This window comes from Citrobacter sp. CF971, assembly GCF_006385635.1.
In the GTDB taxonomy this organism is placed as follows: Bacteria; Pseudomonadota; Gammaproteobacteria; order Enterobacterales; family Enterobacteriaceae; genus Citrobacter; species Citrobacter freundii.
Genome location: NZ_CP041051.1, coordinates 199,139 through 215,818, shown reverse-complemented (window position 1 = coordinate 215,818; position 16,680 = coordinate 199,139). Strand labels below are relative to the sequence as shown.

The window sequence follows — 16,680 nt, the reverse complement described above, 5'->3', positions numbered from 1 at the left end:
TACGTTTAGACGTCTAGATGTAAAAATGACGGAAAAGCATGCTGGCGTCAACACAAAAATCATCGCTAAAGGTGAGGAATACTCAGCCAACGTGAAAAAAATTCACATCAGTCTGAATTGATGAGGGATTGCGCCATGACCGTCTGCAGCCATGCTAATTTTTTTACGTTTTCAGGCAGCACCAGCAACCCCGTGCTAATACGCAATTCGGTATCGGTAAGCGGCAGGAATATCACCCCCCGACGTTGGATAGCGGAAAAGGAGGCCGGAAGTAGGCTCAGACCTTCACCCTGCGCGATCCGCGCCAACAACACATCATGTTCCAGCGGTTCTTCAATACAGGCAGGAGAGTAACCAGCATGACTAAAAATATGTCGGGTGTAATCAAAAAAGGCGGGGTTACGTTCACGTTTGAACCAGAACAGTGGTCGGTGGCTCAGCGACATTAACGAGAGCGAAGGCAGCGCCGCCTCTGGCCAGAGCGCGGGTAAGGCGACGATCAACGATTCTTGCCAGCCGAGCGGTGTGACGCTAAGCCCCGAAGTCTCAAGCGGTAACGCCACCAGCGCGGCATCCAGCTTTCCACGACGCACCAGACGCGCGAGTTCAGGCGAACCATGACGGACAATATGTCGCTTCTGCACATGCGTAGTCAGCTGTGACTCAAGCGCCGCAAAAACGCCCTGTTCAAACGCCGTGCTTAACCCTAAGCGCAGAGATGGTTCCCCGACTTGCGTTAATTGACTCAACGCAGCGTAGGTTTTGTCCTGGAGATCAAGCAGCGGGCGCACCATTTCAAGTACGCGCTGGCCGTCCTCCGTCAGCGTTAATCCACGGGTATGACGGACAAACAGCGTGACCCCCAGGCGATCTTCAAGCTGGCGAATGTGGCGGCTCAACGGCGGTTGCGACATAAACAAGCGCTGCGCAGCCCGGCTCATATTGTTCTCTTCCGCTACTACGGAAAAGTAACGCAGTAGACGAATATCCAGAGAGTGTAATGGCGATGTTGTCATACCGAAAAGGTATCACGGAAACGGTATTATCCAAATCATTCTACACCCCCTATTCTCTAGCCATACGCCACACCTACGAGGGAAAAATCATGGAGTCAGAACGTTTTATTACCGGCCAGAAAATGCTGCAACAGGTAGATGGTAAAGGGGGAGAGGCCGTCGTTGAGAGCCTGAAGGATATCGCGCCGGATTTTGCCCGCTACCTGCTGGAATTTCCGTTTGGCGACATCTATGCACGTCCAGGTCTGGACCTGCGCAGCCGGGAAATTGCCACTGTCGCCGCTTTAACGGCAATGGGCAATGCCGCCCCGCAGTTGAAAGTGCATATTGGCGCGGCATTACACGTTGGTTTAACGCAGGATGAGATCGTTGAAGTGATTATGCAGATGGCCGTATATGCCGGCTTCCCTGCCGCACTCAATGGTTTGTTCGCCGCGAAAGAGGTATTTGCCTCTCACAGAGGCTAAAACAACAGGCCAGCGGATTGTCTGCTGGCCTGAGCTCACTATGGTTTCACATCTGCCACACGCATGCCTTTAAGCTGCTCATCCGTCAGCGTATTTCCCGCCTTGAAATAGTCAACGACAGCATTAGAGACATAGTAACCGCCGGAGGTATTTCGCGCTTTTCCTTCGGTAAATGCCGTAAAACCATCACCGCCGTCTGCCAGGAAGCTATTGGTGGCAATGTGATAAACCGTGGCATCCTCAATCGGTTTACCGTTTAACGTTAGTACGGTGACGCGCTGACCGACTGGTTTACTGCTGTCATACTTCATCTCCAGTCCTTTGGACACCTGCAATACACCGTTGCTTAAACCCGCGCCGTGCTCCATCAGGCTACGCAACTGTTTACCGGTGAGATCCATTGTTGCCAGCTCGTTGGGGAACGGGAAGGTGCTAATGACTGCACCCATCGTGATAGCACCGGCTGGGATTTCATTACGGATACCGCCCGAATTAGTGAGCGCTAATTGAGTATCTTTACCTGCCGCCACCAGCAACGCATCCGCCGCCAGATTGCCCAACGAAGAAGATTCACCGTAAGCACGCGTCAGCTCAACCGGAGAGTTTGCAACCGTCTGTTGTACCACCTTATCAAGCTTTTTATTCCAGCCATCAATGACCTGTTTCGTCTGCGGGTCTGGCTGCCACTCATCAGCATAAATGGTCTTCAGCTCGAAGTTCTTCACGGTAAATTGATGCGGTTTCTGCTGATAATCCAGCACCAGTTTACCCACATCAATACCGCCGCTGTCGGTAGAAAGAATCAGAGTGTTACCGACTTTAATCGGCTCCGGCGTGCCCACATGCGCATGGCCGGTAATCAGGATATCCAGCCCCTTTACCTGACCTGCGGTCTGGATGTCTTTATCCAATGCACGGCGCACATCTGTACTTCCCTGGCTAGACTGACGCGCTGGCGTACCTTCATGGATCAGCGCCACAGTGAGATCGACTTTACCTTTAAGCTCATCGATATAGCGTTGCAACCACTTCACTTCATCCCGCGCTTCAATACCGACACGTGTCGCAGCAGAAACCGTATCATCAAAAGCAAACACGCCGTGCAGGCCAATCACACCAATCTTCACGCCATCTTTTTCAATAATGGTGTAAGGCTTATCCCAGAACATTTTGCTGCTGTTCTGATAAAAGATATTACCCTGCACGATGGGGAATTTCGCCTGACTCAGTTGTAGTAGCGTGTTATCCCAACCGTGATCGAATTCATGATTACCCATGGTGACAGCATCAAAATTCATGGTGTTCATAATATCGATAATCGCCTTACCCTTGGTCAGGCTGCTGATATACGGCCCGGTAAAATAATCACCGGCATCAAAAAACCAGGTGGCGCTATTTTTCGTTTTTTCCTGCTTCACCATCGTCGTGATATTAGCCCAACCACCAATATCACGCGTGCCATTGGCAATCCATGGGACTTTATAAGGTTCAACGTGGGCGTGAAGATCGTTGGTATAGATAATCGTGACATCTTTGGCACTCGCCCAAAGCGGCAACGATACCAGAACACCAACAGCAAGCATTTTTAACTTCATAATCAATCCCTTTCAGTCATATAAAGAATCGCTACGTTACGTTCTGAAAGGTTTTTTTATGTGAGAACACTCACATCCGCTGGTGATAGTCGCGGGTCAAAATCAACGACCATTAAAAATCGTTGGTAATACGATGACGTCACTGTTCACCATCAATTGCTGTAAGTCCTTCGGCTGTAAAAATCTGGGGCTGGCGAGCTCACCAGATTACAGCTGGCCCGAGTATCGGTTGGGTTATGCTGCGCTGCATTGCCGGGCATGCGGCAGCTATCCACCGCTGTTTAATGAGGAACAGTTTGGTGGATGGTTGTCAGCATATTTAACGGATTTTGCCGCCCAAAGCGGTCATTTTTGCCCACGATGTTATCAGCGGGAAACCATCCTCTATGGGCATAATCCTCAGGGCAGCCAACGCGTTCAGTGCCGGAGCTGCAAACATGTCTGGACACCAAAGCAGCAGCCGCTCACCACCATTGTTCCACCAGAACAAATAGCGACGGTTCCCTTAATCGTCCCTTTTCAGGGAGCCTGCACCGACCAGAAACTTTATGTATTACTCAGTTTTGACGCTATTCGCGGCAATATTTTGCATATTTCCAGTAATTTCACGCCCCATCTCGTAGGGGATACATTACGATACCGCTGGCGTAACAACGTTGAACCCGCGGTCATTCATGACGATATCGTTGAACGAGTAAGACAGAGGGAAACCCTGTTTTTACGCCGCAGCCAGTTTGATGAAATCCAGTACGGCAGTGCCATGCTCAAACGAAATGCCAATGGCGCAGTTTTACGCCCGGTCATTACCGCGCACGGACATTTCCGCATACTGAGCCATCTCTGGCCTGAGGTAAAAACGCACATTATTGCCCACGAATGTTTTCTGCGCGGCGCGGCGATTACCGCATGGGCGCAGCAATATCGCGATCATCACGCTTCGCTTTGGTTTATTGATGAAGAGATCAATAGCGATAAGTGCACACTGCCCTGGCGATTACTGGGTAAAACCTGGCAGGGGTGGTGGCGAAACCAGTGGCAAATTTGGCAACAAGGCGACACACGCAAAATGGTGTGTCTGTTAACGGAGGGTCAGGTTGAAAAAGGGGCGTCAATCACACTGGCGGCAGGCCACCATTTTCTCGCCTGGTTACAGCAGCAGGCGGAGTTTCGGGATAGCGCCCGTTACTCGGCTCATTCGGTGTTTCAGACGATAAGGACGCTGGCGGAGCAATACAACACCCTGATCACCCAGCGCGATTTGCCCGGTGGCGCTGCCGCTTACCCGGCCTACGGTTCATGCCATATGTAGGCCGGATAAGCGTAAGCGCCACCCGGCAACGCAAACTACAGCAACTGCGCCAAACGGTTGATGTCAGACTGAATCGCCCCAGCGGTAACGTCACGGCCCGCGCCCGGTCCACGGATCACCAGCGGGTTATCGCGATACCAGCGGCTCTCTATGGCGAATACGTTATCGCACGGCAACAGCGCCGCCAGCGGGTGTTCAGGGCGAACCGCTTCAACACCAACGCGAGCTTTGCCGTTAGCATCAAAACGCGCCACATAGCGCAGCACCAGCCCCATTTCACGCGCCGCTTCCAGACGCTGCACCATCTGCTCGTTCAGCTCATCGCCATTCTCAAAGAAATGGTCAATAGAGCCTTCTTCACAATGCGCAGGCACCAGCGATTCCACGCGAACCTGGTCCGGTTCGATGTCGTAACCCGCTTCACGCGCCAGAATCACCAGCTTACGCATCACATCTTTGCCGGAAAGATCTACGCGCGGATCGGGTTCAGTCAGACCCTGTTGCCATGCCTGATCCACCAGATCGGTGAATGGGACCGTGCCATCAAATTGCAGGAACAACCACGACAACGTGCCGGAGAAGATCCCGCTGATCGACAAAATAGTATCCCCGCTATCAATCAGATCGCGCACGGTATGGTTGATCGGCAAACCTGCACCCACGGTGGCGTTATATAACCAGTGGCGACCCGTTTTTTCGAAAGCGTCATGAATCTGGCGGTAATTATTACTGCTGCTCGCCCCGGCCAGTTTGTTGGCGCTGATGACGTGGAAACCATGGCTGGCAAAATCCAGATACTGACCCGCCAGTTGCTCGCTCGCTGTCACATCCAGCACCACTAAATCATCATACGGGTGAGCACGCATCCACAGGAATAGAGACTCTTCATCCTGCTCTACCGCCTCGTCATCAAAGAAAGCTAACGCGCGGCTGGCATCCAGCCCTTCGTAATTCAGCAGGCTACGACGGCTATCAACCACACCCGCCAGCACAAACTCTAATCCGGTACGCGCCGAGAGCGTGCTCTGCTCGCGAGCGAACAGCTCCAGCCAGCGCGACCCAATGTTGCCTTTGCCGAACAACACCAGACCAATGCGTTTTTCAGCACGGAAGATTGACTGATGCAGACCCTGAATCAGGCTCTCCGTTGGCCCAGTACGCAGTACCGCGACCAGGCTGATGCCCTCTTCCGACTGCCAGGTGAATTCAACCGGCTGACCTTTCAACTGTTGCCAGAAACGGTGGCAGTGCAGCGGATTACGGGTGACGCCCGCCCCGACCATCGCCACCAGCGCCAGCCCCTGGCGCAGACGCAGCTCGCCTGGCAGGCCAGCTTCATCCAGAATTTTCAGCGCGCTGTCAGCGACTTCGGAGGTGTAGCAAAATTGCAATAGCTGGCGGTCAGGATGCACGCCCACTGCCAGCGGACGCACCTGGCTACGTTTTAAAACCTGGTCAATCTCTTTATAAGCCAGCTTAAAATCCTGGCCAGTCGGAACCAGAAACTCAATCAGGCAGACGTCATCATGACTGGTCACAATACGCGCCCCGGTACCGGAGGCCAGTACTCGCTCAATACGCGTTGAACCCTGCTCTGGGGTATAGCTACAGCGCAACTGGAGATCGATATCGCTACCGGAAACCGGCTGTAAGGTACGGGCATGGAGAACCGGTGCCGCCAGACGCGCCAGCTCGCTGGCTTCATCCAGACGCAACAGCGGCAGCAAACAGGCGTCTTTTACTTTACGCGGATCCGCGCTGTAAACCCCGGCGACATCGCTCCAGATGGTTACTCGGGAAACGCCCGCCAACGCACCAACCTGCGTCGCCGAGTAGTCAGAACCGTTACGCCCCAGTAGCACTGTTTCACCGGCATTGCTGCGGCTAATAAAGCCGGTAACCACCAGGCGTTTACCCGGATGCTGCGCCAACAGTTGCTGCAGTAATGGGTAAGAAAGACCTTCATCTACCTGCGGCTGGGCACCGCGTTCAGCACGTAAAAAATCGCGCGCATCCAGCCAAGCCGACTCCAGCCCCTGTTGATTAAGGACGGCAGACATCAAACGCGCGGACCATACCTCGCCATGCCCAACAACCTCAGCATAGACGGCATCGTTCACGCCGCTGTCGAGTAACCCGGCCAGACGCTCCAGATCGTGAATAAACGCGCCAATCAGTCCATCCGCCACCTCGGGAGGTAACAAACCGCTGATAAGCTCACTTTGATAGCGACGTAACGCCTGTTGAACCTGATGCGCAGAAAGGCGATCGGTCTGGCTTAATTTCAGCCAGCTAATCAACTGGTTAGTGGTACTGCCTGCGGCTGAAACAACCATCATGTCATCAGGCTGCGAGTAATCCGCCATAATGCCTGCGACACGCAGATAACATTTCACGTCTGCCAGACTACTACCACCAAATTTGTGCAGTTGACGACCCTTCGCCCCTGCCTGCGCAATCACACTCATGTTTACCCCTTGTTTGCAGCCCGGAAGCCATTTTCCAGGTCGGCAATTAAATCTTCGCCATCTTCAATACCGGTGGAGATACGCAGCAGCGTTTCGGAAATTCCGGCAGCAGCACGCGCTTCTGGTGCCATGCCCGCGTGTGTCATGGTTGCGGCGTGGGAGATCAGACTTTCAACGCCCCCTAACGATTCCGCCAGCGTAAACAATGACAACCCGCCGAGGAAACGGCGCAGCGTTTGCTCATCGCCATCCAGTTCAAAACTTAACATCGCGCCAAAGCCTTTTTGCTGACGCGCAGCAATCTCATGGCCCTGATTATCCGGCAATGACGGGTGATACAATTTTTTCACCAGCGGCTGAGTTTGCAGATAATCGACTATCGCCTGAGCATTACGTTGCGCCACCTCCATACGAGGAGACAAAGTACGCAGGCCGCGCAACAGCAGATAACTATCAAACGCGCCGCCGGTCACACCAATATTATTCGCCCACCATGCCAGTTCAGTGACCGTCTCCGGATCTTTGGCTATAACCACACCAGCCACCACGTCTGAGTGACCGTTTAAATATTTCGTGCATGAATGCAACACCAGATCGGCGCCTAATGCCAGTGGATTTTGCAGTGCCGGGCTTAAAAAAGTGTTGTCGACCACGCTGACCGCGCCAGCTTCACGCGCCAACTGGCAGATTTTCGCAATATCCACCACGCGCAGCAGCGGGTTGCTTGGGCTTTCTACCAGCACCAGCTTCGGTTTTTCTGCCAGCGCCGCCTGCAACGCCTGTTCATCGCCTTGATCGACAAACAGGACGCGATAACAGCCACGCTTTGCCAGACTGTCAAACAGTCGGTAGCTCCCGCCGTAGCAGTCGTGCGGTGCAACCAGCAGATCGCCAGGCTTAAGGAAGACAGTGGTCACCAAGTGAATCGCCGACATGCCAGTATTGGTCAGTACAGCACCTGCACCACCTTCCAGTTCCGCCAGCGCACGCTGAACGACATCGCGCGTTGGGTTGCCGCGACGCGAATAGTCATGAGCACGGGGTTCATTAAATCCGGTAAAGTTATAGGTGCTGGAGAGGTGAATCGGCGGGACAACGCAACCGTACTGTTCGTCGTCATTTAACCCGCTACGCACTGCGATGGTGGCCTGTTTACGCGTCATATTGAGAAGATCCTGGCTGAGTCGGTGAAAAGTCAGGCACCAGAGTAATCATAGTTATGATAGCCGTCAATACATCTGGACATCTAAACTTCTTTGCGTATAGATTGAGCAAACTGGAAATAGCCGTTAAAATTATATGCATTAGCGTACATCTGCGTCGGCTACTTCGTGTCAGGGCCGCGCCACTACGATAAACTACGCACAATTATGGTCCGGGCTCAGGTTCTGGCCTCAATATTAATGACAAAGAGGATTAGGTATCTCATGGCTGAATGGAGCGGCGAATATATCAGCCCATACGCTGAGCACGGTAAGAAGAGTGAGCAAGTCAAAAAAATTACGGTTTCCATTCCTCTGAAGGTGTTAAAAATCCTTACCGATGAACGCACGCGTCGTCAGGTGAATAACCTGCGCCACGCCACCAACAGCGAACTGCTGTGTGAAGCGTTTCTGCATGCTTTTACCGGGCAACCATTACCCAACGATGAAGACCTGCGTAAAGAGCGCAGTGATGAAATCCCGGAAGAAGCAAAGGTAATCATGCGTGAACTGGGTATCAACCCGGAAACGTGGGAATACTGATTGTTAGAACAGATGAGAAAAGGCGGGATTGCTCCCGCCGATTCTCGCTATGTTACTTACTGATACCATTGAGTTTATTCAATGTCTCTTCCATTTTGAGCGTCTCTTTACGGTTCAATGGATAGAAATAAATCAGAATGACCGCCGCCAAAAACAGGCATAGTGCCGGCAAGAGATTCGCCATCGTATAAATATTTTCCTGCACAATGCTGGTTTGCACAGCGCCACCTGTTGACGATGATTGATAACCAATGATGGCCAACATAAAGCCGCCAATGGCCCCTGCACACGCCTGACCAACCTTGCGGGCAAAGAAGTTCACACCATAGACGGTACCATCCTCGCGATCGCCGGTGACATACTGGTGATAATCACAAACATCGGTCATAAACGCCCAAATCATCAGGTTGAATAGTCCGGCCCCCAACGTCGCCAGGAACAGGAAAACCAAATAGACTTTCGCGTCGGTAATGTGGATGAAGTACATAATCAAATACATCGCTACTGCAAAGAGTAGCGCGCCGACGCTGGCCTCTTTTTTACCAAACCGCTTCGTGAGCCAGGATGCCGATGGTGCCAGCAAAACCAGGGAACCAAAGGTAAACAGCAACGCGACTGACATCGCCTCTTTATTGTGGAAATAGTCATTAAACAGGTAAGTCATATTAGTACCGGACAATCCCTGATTAATCACAATCAGCAAATCCACAACCACTAAAACAATCAGCGCCTTATTGCGTGCCAGTCCCTTCAGCAACACCGAAACGGGCATGCTCTCTTTTCTCTCCACGCGCACGCGTTCGGTCGTTAACTGACAGGTCAAGGATAAAAAGATAAAGCCCAGCACTGCGCAACCAATGGAAATCCAGAAGAAGTGTTGCCCGGAAATCACCTGGCTTCCGTCCACCAGGGTGGTGTACATCAGGATCGGAATGAAAAAGCCGGTTGCCCCACCGCCGATAGCTGACCCAACGCTGCGCCAGGTTGACAGCGAGACACGATCATCCGGATTCGAGCTAATCGCCGCAGACATAGCACCGTACGGAATACTCACGGTCGATAACAGCGAACCGTAAATGAAATAGGAGCAACAGATGTAGATAATTTTCGCCGTATAAGAAAAATCATTCACAAACGGCAGGAACAGGACAACTGCAATGATGCAAAATGGATACTTCATGCGACGCACCCACGGGTTAAAACGTCCATGTACCGTCAATTTAGAGGTATCGCATAAGCGCCCTACACCAACATCAACGAACGCATCAAAGAGTTTGGTCACAAAATAGAGTGAGCCAACAATAACGCCGGAAATACCGAGGACGTTAGTGTAATAAATCATTAAAAAACTATTAACTAAGCCAAGAATAAAACAGGTTCCGAGGTCACCACATAAATAACCAATTTTATCTCGAATTCCGAAAGGTCTGACGGCAGTGGGTTCATTATTTCCGATAATAGTTCCATCATTAGACATGATGTCAACTCCTTAGACATATTATTCACACAAACTATGCTTATCGATGTAATCAGTCGATATGAAAGCTATTACCGGTTAGAAGTTATAACCAAGACCGACACGATAACGGGTCTGACGATCGTCTGTCGTTGTTGTGTTATAACCCGAGGAAACGTTACCAACCTCAACAAATGGAACCCAGGAGCCTAGTTTATACGCCACGCGGAAGTTATATTCATAATCATCTTTCCGGTTGTTATATAAATCTTCGCTATCGGCAATTTTATAAATACCATTTAACTCAAACATCCAGTCATTGACGTTATAACCAAGCCAAGCTTCCGGACGATAGACCATGCGGTCATCTTTGCCGTCAGTGTTTCTGCGCATGTACTCCTGACGATAGCGGAACGCGGTCCACCAGCTGTCGTTAATGTTGTACTGCACGCGGATATAAGGTTTATAAATCGTGATGTTATCGCCCGTTTCGATCGCAATACCTGGCTGCCAGATAAGATCCCGCCAGGTAAACTGATAGCTTGCAGTATACTCGTTGCCATTACTTTCCATATTATTCCACGCATCATTAGATTGCGTATCTTCGGAACGTGAAATGGCTTCGACTGCGACACCAAAACCAGTCGCAAAACGGTGAGACATATAAACACGATCGTAATTACGCCCATCGTCATAATATTCATGCCGGTAATCAACATAACCCGCTTGTGCGGCCGCAGAGAATAATGGAATCAGTAATAACGCAGATTTAAATTTCATGACAATCCCTCTTCACACTCAACAACGGAAATTCCCCATCTCGTCCCGTCCATTAATGGGAAACGATGAAGGATTAAGAATAATTTTATATTTCCACGAAAGTGTATTTTAGAAAGAAAGCAGAAACCTTTGGTATTTTGCCAACAATTGGCATGAGTGGCAGAAATCAGAAGATAAAAATGACGCAGATCACTACTAGAAACATTTTACCCAAAAAATAAAAACACTGTTTCATTTATTAAACAAAAAAAACACCATTCAACACATCAATATAAATTTTAGTCTTCAAGCGCAGATACAAAAAAAGCGCCATAAGGCGCTTTTTTTCTGACAGCTGAAACTTACTTGCTGCCTGGGATGCTGAAACGCTTGTTGAAGCGATCAACACGGCCACCGGTAGCAACATCACGCTGCTTGCCAGTATAGAACGGGTGGCACTTGCTGCACACGTCGAGGTTCAGATCGTGACCGACAGTAGAGCGGATTTTAATGACGTTACCGCAAGAGCAGTTTGCAGTAATTTCTTCGTATTTCGGGTGAATATCTTTTTTCATGGGAAAACCTCGGTTTAAGGCCGCGTCGCTCTTCCAGCCCTAACGCCAGACACCACGCGATGTTAATAGTATAGGTCAGTGATACAAATTTGTATCAAAGGCGGCGAATCATACAGAAATTAACCTGCTCATGCAAACTGATCCGCATTCTACCCTCCACTAATGTGTATACTAACCCGCCAGATTTCAAGTCAGGATGATTCAATGCCCGTTGCGCACGTTGCCTTACCTGTTCCGCTACCTCGCACCTTTGACTACCTCCTGCCGGAAGGCTTGAGCGCCAAAGCCGGGTGTCGTGTACGCGTGCCTTTTGGCAAGCAGCAGGAGCGCGTGGGTATCGTCCTGTCCGTCAGCGAGCACAGTGAACTACCGCGGAGCGAATTGAAAGCCGTTCTCGAAGTGCTGGACAGCGAACCGGTCTACTCAACCTCTGTCTGGCGTCTGCTGTTGTGGGCGGCGGATTATTATCATCATCCTATCGGTGACGTACTGTTTCACGCTCTGCCAATTTTACTGCGCCAGGGACGTCCGGCGACAAACGCGCCCATGTGGTACTGGTTTGCCACTGAAGAAGGCCAGGTTATTGACCTCAACAGCCTGAAGCGTTCTCCCAGGCAGCAACAGGCGCTGGCTGCGCTACGCCAGGGAAAAATCTGGCGCGACCAGGTGGCTGAACTGGAATTTAATGACGCCGCATTACAGGCACTGCGGAAAAAAGGGCTGTGCTCCCTGGCGAGCGAAACGCCAGGCTTTAGCGACTGGCGTACGCACTACGCGGTTTCCGGTGAGCGTCTGCGGCTGAATACCGAACAGGCCACCGCCGTCGGGGCGATCCACAGCGCATCTGACAGTTTTAGCGCCTGGCTATTAGCGGGCGTGACGGGATCGGGTAAAACAGAGGTCTATTTAAGCGTACTGGAAAATGTGCTCGCTCAGGGCAAACAGGCACTGGTAATGGTGCCGGAGATTGGCCTGACGCCGCAAACTATTGCCCGTTTTCGCGAACGCTTCAATGCGCCGGTCGAAGTTCTGCACTCGGGTTTAAATGACAATGAACGTCTTTCGGCATGGCTGAAGGCGAAAAATGGTGAAGCGGCAATTGTTATCGGCACGCGCTCGTCGCTGTTTACGCCGTTTAAAAATCTGGGCGTGATTGTCATCGACGAAGAGCACGACAGCTCTTATAAACAGCAGGAAGGCTGGCGTTATCATGCGCGCGACCTCGCGGTTTATCGCGCCCATAGCGAACAAATTCCCATCATTCTCGGCTCAGCCACCCCTGCGCTGGAAACGCTGTGCAACGTGCGGCAGAAAAAATACCGCATGTTGCGCCTGACGCGCCGTGCCGGGAATGCACGCCCAGCCATTCAGCACGTGCTGGATCTCAAGGGTCAGCAGGTACAGGCCGGGCTCGCCCCTGCGCTTATCGCCCGTATGCGTCAGCATCTGCAAGCGGATAACCAGGTGATCCTGTTTTTAAACCGCCGGGGTTTTGCGCCTGCCCTGCTGTGCCACGACTGTGGCTGGATTGCTGAATGCCCGCGCTGCGATCACTACTACACGCTGCATCAGGCGCAACACCATCTGCGCTGCCATCACTGCGACAGTCAGCGTCCGATACCGCGTCAATGCCCTTCCTGCGGCTCAACGCACATGGTTCCGGTAGGACTCGGCACCGAACAGCTTGAGCAGGCTCTGGCGCCTTTTTTCCCCGGCGTGCCAATCTCACGCATCGATCGCGACACTACCAGCCGCAAAGGCTCGCTGGAGCAGCATCTGGCGGAAGTGCATCGCGGCGGCGCGCGAATCCTGATCGGCACGCAAATGCTGGCGAAAGGCCACCATTTCCCGGACGTCACCCTGGTGGCGTTGCTGGACGTTGACGGCGCGCTGTTCTCCGCAGATTTCCGGTCGGCAGAACGCTTCGCCCAGCTCTACACGCAGGTTTCCGGGCGTGCCGGCCGCGCCGGGAAGCAGGGCGAAGTGGTACTGCAAACGCACCACCCTGAACATCCGCTGCTGCAAACCTTGCTGTATAAAGGGTATGACGCCTTTGCCGAGCAGGCGCTGGCAGAGCGACAAACGCTCCAGCTTCCCCCATGGACCAGCCATGTGATCGTGCGGGCAGAAGATCACAACAACCAGCATGCGCCGATGTTCTTACAGCAGTTACGAAATCTGATTCAGGCCAGTCCGCTGGCCGATGAAAAACTGTGGGTGTTAGGCCCAGTTCCCGCCCTGGCGCCCAAACGTGGCGGTCGCTATCGCTGGCAAATTTTGTTGCAGCACCCGTCGCGAATTCGCCTGCAGCATATCGTCAGCGGAACGCTGGCGCTGATTAATACGTTACCCGATGCACGTAAGGTTAAATGGGTGCTGGATGTCGATCCCATCGAGGGATAATCCCTCACGATGCGAGGCGGATCGTAAAATTAAATATCCATCACACTTTTTATGAAAATTCTGTAACCGCTTCCATTCACTATCTGATAAAAATGTTTCAGATGAAGGCTATTCAAGGACGAGTCTGTGCCAGCAGCTCTCTGGCGAGGAGAAAGAGTGAAACCGAATAAGCAGGTTGCCGCCGCTACGATGAAAGATGTTGCTCTGAAGGCGAAAGTCTCAACGGCAACCGTATCCCGCGCATTAATGAACCCAGACAAAGTCTCGCAGTCAACCCGTAACAAGGTTGAGCAGGCAGCGCTTGAAGTGGGATATTTACCCCAATCAATGGGGCGTAACGTTAAGCGTAATGAATCGCGTACCATTCTGGTGATTGTGCCGGATATCTGCGATCCATTTTTTAGCGAAGTGATTCGTGGCATCGAAGTCACCGCCGCAGAACAGGGATATCTGGTGCTTATCGGCGATTGCGCGCACCAGAACCAGCAGGAAAAGACCTTCCTCAACCTCATAATTACCAAGCAGATCGATGGCATGGTGCTGCTCAGCTCGCGCCTGCCGTTTGATGCCAGCGTGGAAGAGCAACGCAACTTGCCACCGATGGTTATGTCCAACGAGTTCGCGCCAGAGCTGGAACTGCCCACCGTGCACATTGATAACCTCACCGCCGCCTTCAACGCGATGAACTATCTGCTGGAACTGGGGCATAAACGCATTGGCTGTATCGCCGGGCCCGAAGATATGCCGCTGTGCCATTATCGTCTGCAAGGTTACGTTCAGGCACTACGTCGCAGCGGAATTACGGTCGATCCGCATTTCATCGCGCGCGGTGACTTTACCTATGAAGCGGGGGCCAATGCGCTTAAACAGCTCCTGGCGCTACCACAGCCGCCTACCGCGGTCTTTTGTCACAGCGATGTCATGGCGCTTGGCGCCCTCTCTTACGCCAAACGTCAGGGTCTGAAGGTGCCCGACGATTTATCGATTATCGGCTTCGATAACATTTCGCTCGCGGAATTTTGTGATCCACCCCTGACAACCGTCGCACAGCCGCGTTTCGATATCGGACGTGAAGCTATGCTGTTACTGCTCGATCAATTACAAGGACAGAACGTCAGCAGTGGCTCACGATTACTGGACTGCGAGCTTATTATTCGGGGCACTACCCGGGCACTGACGTAAAGTAAAGTGCTTTCGGACTCCCCTGTCTGGTCAAAGGCCCGCCGCTTAAGTAACATGGCGGGCTGACGAACGAATAAATACAGCGAAACGATAGTGGCACAACGAGATTATGTACGTCGCGGCCAACCGGCACCTTCGCGGCGCAAGAAGAGCACATCACGGAAAAAACAACGCAATACGCCTGCGGTATCGCCCGCAATGGTTGCTATTGCTGCAGCCGTACTCGTGACCTTTATCGGTGGTCTGTACTTCATTACGCATCACAAGAAAGAAGAGTCCGAAACGCTGCAAAACCAGAAAGTCACCGGTAATGGCATCCCGCCAAAACCGGAAGAGCGCTGGCGATACATTAAAGAGCTGGAAAGCCGTCAGCCTGGCGTACGTGCGCCTACCGAACCGTCTGCCGGCGGCGAGGTGCTGAACGCCGACCAATTAACCAATGAGCAGCGCCAGCTATTGGCGCAAATGCAGGCTGATATGCGTCAACAGCCAACGCAGCTCAACGAAGTGCCGTGGAACGAACAAACGCCTGAACAGCGTCAGCAAACGCTGCAGCGCCAGCGTCAGGTACAGCAACAGCAATGGGCCAACACGCAGCAGCAGGCTCAACAGCCGCGCACGCAACCACGGGTAGCGGAACAGCCTTACCAGCAGCCGCAAACGCGTACGGCGCAAACCGCGCCGGTACAGCAGCCGAAAGCACAGCCAAAACCGGCGGCGCAACAGCCGTATCAGGATTTGCTGCAAACGCCTGCGCATACCACCGCCGCTCAGCCGAAAACGCAACCGGCCGCGCCAATAACGAATGAAACGCAACCGCCAAAACAGACAGCGGAGAAAAAAGATGAACGCCGTTGGATGGTTCAGTGCGGGTCATTTAAAGGCGCTGAGCAGGCAGAAACCGTGCGCGCGCAGCTGGCCTTTGAAGGGTTCAACTCGCGTATTACCACCAATAACGGCTGGAATCGCGTGGTCATTGGTCCGGTCAAAGGCAAAGAGAATGCCGACAACACCATCAGCCGCCTGAAGGTGGCTGGTCACACAAACTGCATTCGACTCGCCACTGGGGGTTGAAACCCCCAAAATCCCCCCCATCTATACTTGCATTACGCCCCGCACACTGTGCGGGGCCTGTACATTGCATTTGTAACCAAGGGGTCTGCTCGTGACAACAATAGTAAGCGTACGCCGTAACGGCCATGTGGTAATCGCCGGTGATGGTCAGGCCACACTGGGTAACACCGTAATGAAAGGCAACGTGAAGAAAGTCCGCCGTCTTTACAACGACAAAGTCATCGCGGGCTTTGCGGGCGGTACTGCGGATGCATTCACGCTGTTTGAACTGTTTGAACGCAAGCTGGAAATGCACCAGGGTCACCTGGTGAAGGCTGCCGTTGAACTGGCAAAAGACTGGCGTACAGACCGTATGCTGCGCAAACTCGAAGCGCTGCTGGCCGTCGCAGATGAAACGGCATCGCTCATCATCACCGGTAACGGCGACGTCATCCAGCCAGAAAACGATCTGATTGCCATCGGCTCCGGCGGTCCCTACGCCCAGGCTGCTGCACGCGCTCTGCTGGAAAACACCGAGCTTGGCGCACGCGAGATTGCTGAGAAAGCGTTGGATATTGCAGGGGATATCTGCATTTATACCAACCACTTCCATACCATCGAAGAATTGAACTCCAAAGCGTAAGGATCCCCC

Annotated in this window: 14 protein-coding genes; 7 read left to right on the top strand and 7 right to left on the bottom strand. The window is 52.4% G+C overall.

Annotated elements, in window-relative coordinates; genetic code table 11:
• Positions 1-107: 107 nt before the first annotated feature.
• The gene (locus E6P06_RS04530; RefSeq protein WP_139934979.1) at positions 108-1,016 is read right to left on the bottom strand and encodes a LysR family transcriptional regulator; all 909 of its coding nucleotides are present in this window, start codon (positions 1,014-1,016) and stop codon (positions 108-110) included.
• A gap of 89 nt (positions 1,017-1,105) precedes the next feature.
• Between E6P06_RS04530 and E6P06_RS04525 the strand changes: the two genes are divergently transcribed.
• A complete protein-coding gene (locus E6P06_RS04525; protein ID WP_003028825.1) occupies positions 1,106-1,483 on the top strand; it encodes a carboxymuconolactone decarboxylase family protein in 378 nt (125 codons plus the stop codon).
• Positions 1,484-1,521: 38 nt separating this feature from the next.
• Here the strand turns inward: E6P06_RS04525 and E6P06_RS04520 are convergent, their stop codons facing one another.
• A complete protein-coding gene (locus E6P06_RS04520) occupies positions 1,522-3,078 on the bottom strand; it encodes a bifunctional UDP-sugar hydrolase/5'-nucleotidase (protein WP_032950720.1) in 1,557 nt (518 codons plus the stop codon).
• Positions 3,079-3,211: 133 nt separating this feature from the next.
• Here E6P06_RS04520 and E6P06_RS04515 point away from each other — a divergent pair, with 133 nt between their 5' ends.
• Positions 3,212-4,387, top strand: coding sequence for a cytoplasmic protein (locus E6P06_RS04515; RefSeq protein WP_139934978.1), 1,176 nt, complete (start codon positions 3,212-3,214; stop codon positions 4,385-4,387).
• 35 nt (positions 4,388-4,422) lie between these two features.
• On the opposite strand, the gene metL is transcribed toward E6P06_RS04515, so the two are convergent.
• Together metL and metB are read right to left on the bottom strand one after the other, a co-directional pair.
• Positions 4,423-6,855 (bottom strand): bifunctional aspartate kinase/homoserine dehydrogenase II, encoded by a 2,433-nt coding sequence (metL, locus tag E6P06_RS04510; protein WP_071697854.1) that lies wholly within the window; start codon positions 6,853-6,855, stop codon positions 4,423-4,425.
• Positions 6,856-6,857: 2 nt separating this feature from the next.
• Positions 6,858-8,018, bottom strand: coding sequence for a cystathionine gamma-synthase (gene metB / locus E6P06_RS04505; RefSeq protein WP_003028818.1), 1,161 nt, complete (start codon positions 8,016-8,018; stop codon positions 6,858-6,860).
• A gap of 264 nt (positions 8,019-8,282) precedes the next feature.
• On the opposite strand from metB, the gene metJ reads away from it, so the two are divergent.
• Complete coding sequence (gene metJ / locus E6P06_RS04500; protein WP_003028816.1) at positions 8,283-8,600, top strand: met regulon transcriptional regulator MetJ; 318 nt, start codon at positions 8,283-8,285, stop codon at positions 8,598-8,600.
• 52 nt (positions 8,601-8,652) lie between these two features.
• Here the strand turns inward: metJ and E6P06_RS04495 are convergent, their stop codons facing one another.
• The 3 genes from E6P06_RS04495 to rpmE all read right to left on the bottom strand — a co-directional run bounded on the left by E6P06_RS04495 (position 8,653) and on the right by rpmE (position 11,390).
• A complete protein-coding gene (locus E6P06_RS04495) occupies positions 8,653-10,077 on the bottom strand; it encodes an MFS transporter (protein ID WP_003028813.1) in 1,425 nt (474 codons plus the stop codon).
• Between the two features lie 78 nt (positions 10,078-10,155).
• Positions 10,156-10,836: an oligogalacturonate-specific porin KdgM family protein gene (locus tag E6P06_RS04490; RefSeq protein WP_003028811.1), complete on the bottom strand. Its 681-nt coding sequence runs from the start codon at positions 10,834-10,836 to the stop codon at positions 10,156-10,158.
• A 341-nt stretch (positions 10,837-11,177) separates the two neighbouring features.
• Complete coding sequence (rpmE, locus tag E6P06_RS04485) at positions 11,178-11,390, bottom strand: 50S ribosomal protein L31 (RefSeq protein ID WP_003028810.1); 213 nt, start codon at positions 11,388-11,390, stop codon at positions 11,178-11,180.
• A gap of 204 nt (positions 11,391-11,594) precedes the next feature.
• Here rpmE and priA point away from each other — a divergent pair, with 204 nt between their 5' ends.
• The 4 genes from priA to hslV all read left to right on the top strand — a co-directional run bounded on the left by priA (position 11,595) and on the right by hslV (position 16,671).
• Positions 11,595-13,793 (top strand): primosomal protein N', encoded by a 2,199-nt coding sequence (gene priA / locus E6P06_RS04480; RefSeq protein WP_139934977.1) that lies wholly within the window; start codon positions 11,595-11,597, stop codon positions 13,791-13,793.
• 156 nt (positions 13,794-13,949) lie between these two features.
• A complete protein-coding gene (gene cytR / locus E6P06_RS04470; RefSeq protein WP_003028807.1) occupies positions 13,950-14,975 on the top strand; it encodes a DNA-binding transcriptional regulator CytR in 1,026 nt (341 codons plus the stop codon).
• A 93-nt stretch (positions 14,976-15,068) separates the two neighbouring features.
• Positions 15,069-16,049: a cell division protein FtsN gene (gene ftsN / locus E6P06_RS04465; protein WP_003840513.1), complete on the top strand. Its 981-nt coding sequence runs from the start codon at positions 15,069-15,071 to the stop codon at positions 16,047-16,049.
• A gap of 91 nt (positions 16,050-16,140) precedes the next feature.
• Positions 16,141-16,671, top strand: a complete 531-nt coding sequence (gene hslV / locus E6P06_RS04460) for an ATP-dependent protease subunit HslV (protein WP_003028805.1) — start codon at positions 16,141-16,143, stop codon at positions 16,669-16,671.
• Positions 16,672-16,680: the final 9 nt, after the last annotated feature.

Coding starts and splice junctions, on each gene's coding strand:
- E6P06_RS04530 (WP_139934979.1), bottom strand. CDS start 1,016: ATGACAACATCGCCATTACACTCTCTGGATATTCGTCTACTGCGTTAC.
- E6P06_RS04525 (WP_003028825.1), top strand. CDS start 1,106: ATGGAGTCAGAACGTTTTATTACCGGCCAGAAAATGCTGCAACAGGTA.
- E6P06_RS04520 (WP_032950720.1), bottom strand. CDS start 3,078: ATGAAGTTAAAAATGCTTGCTGTTGGTGTTCTGGTATCGTTGCCGCTT.
- E6P06_RS04515 (WP_139934978.1), top strand. CDS start 3,212: ATGACGTCACTGTTCACCATCAATTGCTGTAAGTCCTTCGGCTGTAAA.
- metL (WP_071697854.1), bottom strand. CDS start 6,855: ATGAGTGTGATTGCGCAGGCAGGGGCGAAGGGTCGTCAACTGCACAAA.
- metB (WP_003028818.1), bottom strand. CDS start 8,018: ATGACGCGTAAACAGGCCACCATCGCAGTGCGTAGCGGGTTAAATGAC.
- metJ (WP_003028816.1), top strand. CDS start 8,283: ATGGCTGAATGGAGCGGCGAATATATCAGCCCATACGCTGAGCACGGT.
- E6P06_RS04495 (WP_003028813.1), bottom strand. CDS start 10,077: ATGTCTAATGATGGAACTATTATCGGAAATAATGAACCCACTGCCGTC.
- E6P06_RS04490 (WP_003028811.1), bottom strand. CDS start 10,836: ATGAAATTTAAATCTGCGTTATTACTGATTCCATTATTCTCTGCGGCC.
- rpmE (WP_003028810.1), bottom strand. CDS start 11,390: ATGAAAAAAGATATTCACCCGAAATACGAAGAAATTACTGCAAACTGC.
- priA (WP_139934977.1), top strand. CDS start 11,595: ATGCCCGTTGCGCACGTTGCCTTACCTGTTCCGCTACCTCGCACCTTT.